Consider the following 3,934-nt stretch of genomic DNA (forward strand, 5'->3'; position numbering starts at 1 on the left):
GACGGTTTTGTATTTCAATACAAAATCTTAATGGATGTCGTGTGCGCTGTATATGCAACTTGAAATCGCGCTATGGCGCGCTTCGCTCAGCGATTCGCGGTTGCGTCGATCTGGTCTATTTGAAGTCTGTTTGAACCTGTGAATTCATTTTTTTGCTCTAAAGCCCGTCGTCGCGTCGCTCGCGGTCTTGAAAGCAGTGATACGACTTCCCCTTTCACCGCCGCGTTTCACCATGACGTCGAGACGCTTCACCCCCGCCAATCCGGCTGAACTTCGCGAACGCGGTGTTCGGCTTTTCCGAGAGAACCGCGCTGACTACGCCAGCGATACGGCAGCCTACAAGGCGATCGCGCCGAAGCTTGGCTGCTCGCCCGACAGCCTGCGGGTCTGGTGCCAGCAGGCCGAACGCGACAACGGGCAGCGCACCGGGCTGACCAGCGCCGAGAAGGATCGCATCAAGGAACTTTATCCAGTGAACTTGAGTTCACTTGCTCGCTGAAAATGCGTCCCTTAGCAACGCGAAGAAATAATCATGCTCGGCCTCTTCCGCCAGGGTGCCTGAGTGGTAAGCGTCACCAAAAAGCTGATGCAGTTTGCGATCGTTTTCGAGCCTTGCAGCGAGTTGGCTGACTGATCGGATGCCCTCCGCCAGGTACCAAACGAAGTTGCTTTCACCACCCGCGACGCGGTTCTTGGCATGCAGAGACAAGCCAATCTCTTCCAACAAATTAGCTAGTTCTTCGATAGATTGGGAATCGACGTTCTTGCAGGCCAACCCGATTACCTCCTCCGGATCATCAGTCTAGCGCCCCTAAGCCGCTCAAGCGCCTTCCTCAGCGCGAAGTATGCGGTACACAGAGGCTCGGCCAATACCCAGAGCCTTGGCTATCTCAGTAGCCCCGGTGCCCTCTCCATGCAATTTCAGCACTTCCTTGGACTTGGCCTGCGCCGTGGGTTTCCGTCCCTTGTATTTTCCTGCAGCCTTTGCCTTGGCAATACCCTCCCGCTGGCGCTCAAGCATGATTTCACGCTCGAATTCGGCGATGCTCCCTAGAACTGTTATCATTAGCTTGCCGGTCGGTGTGCCTGTGTCGATACCCATCCCCAAGACGCGGAGAGTCGCGCCCTTGGCAGTTAGCGTATCCAGTATATCCAGAAGGTGCGGGACTGAACGCGCCAAACGGTCCAACCGGGTTACAATCAGCGTGTCGCCATCACGCACGTAGTCCAATGCCTCTGCCAGCCGCTCGCGGGCACTCACATCTACTGATGACACCTGCTCTTCAAACAGCTTCTCACAGCCCGCCGCCGCAAGTTCGTCGCGCTGCACTTCAAGGCCAGCCTTCTGGTCAAGTGTAGAGGTTCGAGCATAGCCGATAAGAATATCCCCACTCCTGTATCATATGAGTTATATATGTTATGATACGAAATGTCTCAAATTTCAATGGCAATTCTAGTGAGACAGCCAGTTATATAGCGTGCGCTGTCTCACAGGGGCATGGTCTAGTGACTCAAAGCTGAATCCTGACCCCAGGCGGGCAAGACTATATGTCCGTCCTTTACGGCGGGCCTAGGCCGGCGCCGGGGCGCCTCAGACCGTCAGCAGGATGTCGTCGAAGACTATCGGGGTGCCGTCGGCGGTGGTGAATTCGACCGCGTACAGATCGTCGAACACGGTGGGATCGGTGTTGGCGATGCCGCCGGGCAGCGTCGCGGCCTCAAAGTCGATCACCGTGGCTGGGGTGCTGGCATCGACGGTGAAGGTGAAGGTGTCGGCGGCGACCAGCCGGGTGAAATAGTCGTTGGCCGACGGGTTGAAATCGTTCGGTCCGTTTTCGACCACCGCCAGCCTGTAGGTCGTCAGCGTGACCACCACACCGTCGCCCGCCACCGGGTTCAGCGACAGACCGTTGAGGTCGAAGGCCGCGCCGAACTCTTCCGGCGGCGGATCGCCAACCGGAAAGGAGGTGCCGGGGGTGAAGGCTGCAAAAGGCACCCCCTCGTCGCCGATCTCGACCGTGCTGCCGGGGCCGCGGATGGCGAAGGTCTTGTCCAGCACCGTCTCGAACACCGGGTCCTCGCGATCATCCAGCACCGGCTCGCCGGTTTCGTCCAGCACCGGCGCATCGATGAAGGACGATGTGCCGACCAGCACATTGTCGCCGGGATCGGTGGTCTGGCCGCTGACGATGCCGCTGGGGTTGCGGCTGTCGCCGCCGGTGAGCTCGTCGGTCTCGAACACCGTGGCGGCGCCGGAAAAGACAAAGCCCTGAGATTCGGCGATCGTGATTTCGGCGCCGGGATCGGCGCTGAATTCCTCGAAATCCAGCGTGGTCTGTTGCGGTCCGGGCGGGGTGTCGTCCGGATTAACGTAGTTGAAGGTGATCGTCGCGCTGGTGGTATCGAGCCCGTCGAAGACGGAATACGAGATGGTGCCGATGGCGCTTTCGCCATCCGCCAGCGGGAAGGTCTCATCCACCGTGATCGTCACCTCGTTGGTGGCGGAGTCGAAGCCGACCGGAACAGTGATCGGCGTGCCGGTGGCTTCGTCAAAGCCGATGACCAGATCGCCCATCGTCACGGTCAGCGGGCTGGGCCCGCTGTCGGGATCCGAGATGTAGGGGCCACCCGGGAAGGGATTCGGATTGGGTGCGTCCAGATCGATGACCAGGGCGGCCGCTCCGGTTTCGCCCACGATGATATCCGTTGGCACCGGTTGGCCGCTGAACGGGTCGGTCTGCGGAAACTCGCCGGGCGGGGTGATGATGTCGGTGGCATTGGGCGGGGTGTTGCCGCCCGGCGTCTCACCGATCAGGTCCAGCGTGATGACGCCGGAGTCGGTCAGCCCCGCCGCATCCTCGACCGTGTAGTCGAGCAGGAAGGTCCGGGTTTCGCCGTCGTCCGCGAAAAACCCCAGGAGGGTTGCGGTGTCGATGATCAGTCGGCCGCCTTCCCCGCCGGTGACGCCGCCGGAAAAGTCGATCCTGGCGTTCGGCAGTTCGGGATCGGCGGCGCTGGTCCGCAGGCTGGTGATAGTCAGGATGTCGCCGATGTTGGGATCAGACACCAGCGTGCTTAGACTGATGCTGACGGCCCCGTCCGCTTCGTCGCCGGTCACCGAGACATCGTTGGCCACCGGCGGCAGGTTGGCCGACGGCGCCGGATCGTCGGCGCCGTTGAACGTGATCGGCACAAAGCCGCTGGCGGTGGCGTTTGGCGCGCCGCTGCCATCGTTGACGGTATAGACTAGCGTGGTCGAGAGGCTGACGCCCAGGTCCAGCCCCAGGTCGGGGTCGATGCTGATCAGCCCGTCGCCGGTGATCGTGAACGGGATCAGCGTCTCGCCGCGCTGGATGCCGACCTGCGAAAAGCTGAGCGTGTCGCCGTCCACATCGGTCACCTGGGTCCGCAGATCCAGCGCGAACAGGCCGTCGGCCTCGTTGATGACGATGGCCGCGTTCGCCGGCACCGGCGCGTCGTTGACCGCATTGACCGTAACATCGACGGTGGCCGTGGCGGGAACCCCGGCGGAATCCTGAATGGTATAGGTGAAGCTGTCGGTGCCAAAGAAGTTGTCATTGGGCGTATAGATTACGGTGTCGCCGCTGACTACCGTGAGGCCGTTGGTGCCATTGCTGGCCGACACGATCGCCAGCACCCCGTCATCGACATCCGTGTCGTTGGCCAGCACTCTGATCGTGGTGGGGGTATCCTCATCGGTGGCGGCGGTGTCGTCATTGGCCACCGGCGGATCGTTCACCGGTGTCACTTCGACTGTGACGGTGGCGGTGCTGGTGGCGCCGTCAATGTCGCGGATGGTGTACATGAACCGGTCGTTGCCAGAGAAGTTGGCATTGGGCGTGTAGGTGACCGTACCGTCACCGTTGATAGCCACGCTGCCGTTGGCCGGATCGGTGACCGCGACGGTGGTCAG

At 61.2% G+C, this 3,934-nt stretch carries 4 protein-coding genes; 1 reads left to right on the plus strand and 3 read right to left on the minus strand.

The window, feature by feature from the left end; all coding sequences use genetic code 11:
- Nucleotides 1-187: 187 nt before the first annotated feature.
- On the plus strand, nt 188-499 hold the full coding sequence (locus tag RXV88_RS23255) for a hypothetical protein (RefSeq protein ID WP_316296102.1): 312 nt from the start codon (nt 188-190) through the stop codon (nt 497-499).
- On the opposite strand, the gene RXV88_RS23260 is transcribed toward RXV88_RS23255, so the two are convergent.
- The 3 genes from RXV88_RS23260 to RXV88_RS23270 all read right to left on the minus strand — a co-directional run.
- Nucleotides 485-775, minus strand: coding sequence for a hypothetical protein (locus RXV88_RS23260; RefSeq protein WP_316296103.1), 291 nt, complete (start codon nt 773-775; stop codon nt 485-487). The genes RXV88_RS23255 and RXV88_RS23260 overlap by 15 nt on opposite strands.
- Before the next feature lie 45 nt (nt 776-820).
- Nucleotides 821-1,384 (minus strand): recombinase family protein, encoded by a 564-nt coding sequence (locus RXV88_RS23265; protein WP_316296107.1) that lies wholly within the window; start codon nt 1,382-1,384, stop codon nt 821-823.
- 207 nt (nt 1,385-1,591) lie between these two features.
- Nucleotides 1,592-3,934 (minus strand): cadherin-like domain-containing protein (locus tag RXV88_RS23270; RefSeq protein ID WP_316296105.1); only part of this gene is annotated, 2,343 nt, incomplete at its 5' end.

The sequence above is a fragment of the Aestuariicoccus sp. MJ-SS9 genome (assembly GCF_032586235.1).
GTDB lineage: Bacteria > Pseudomonadota > Alphaproteobacteria > Rhodobacterales > Rhodobacteraceae > Aestuariicoccus.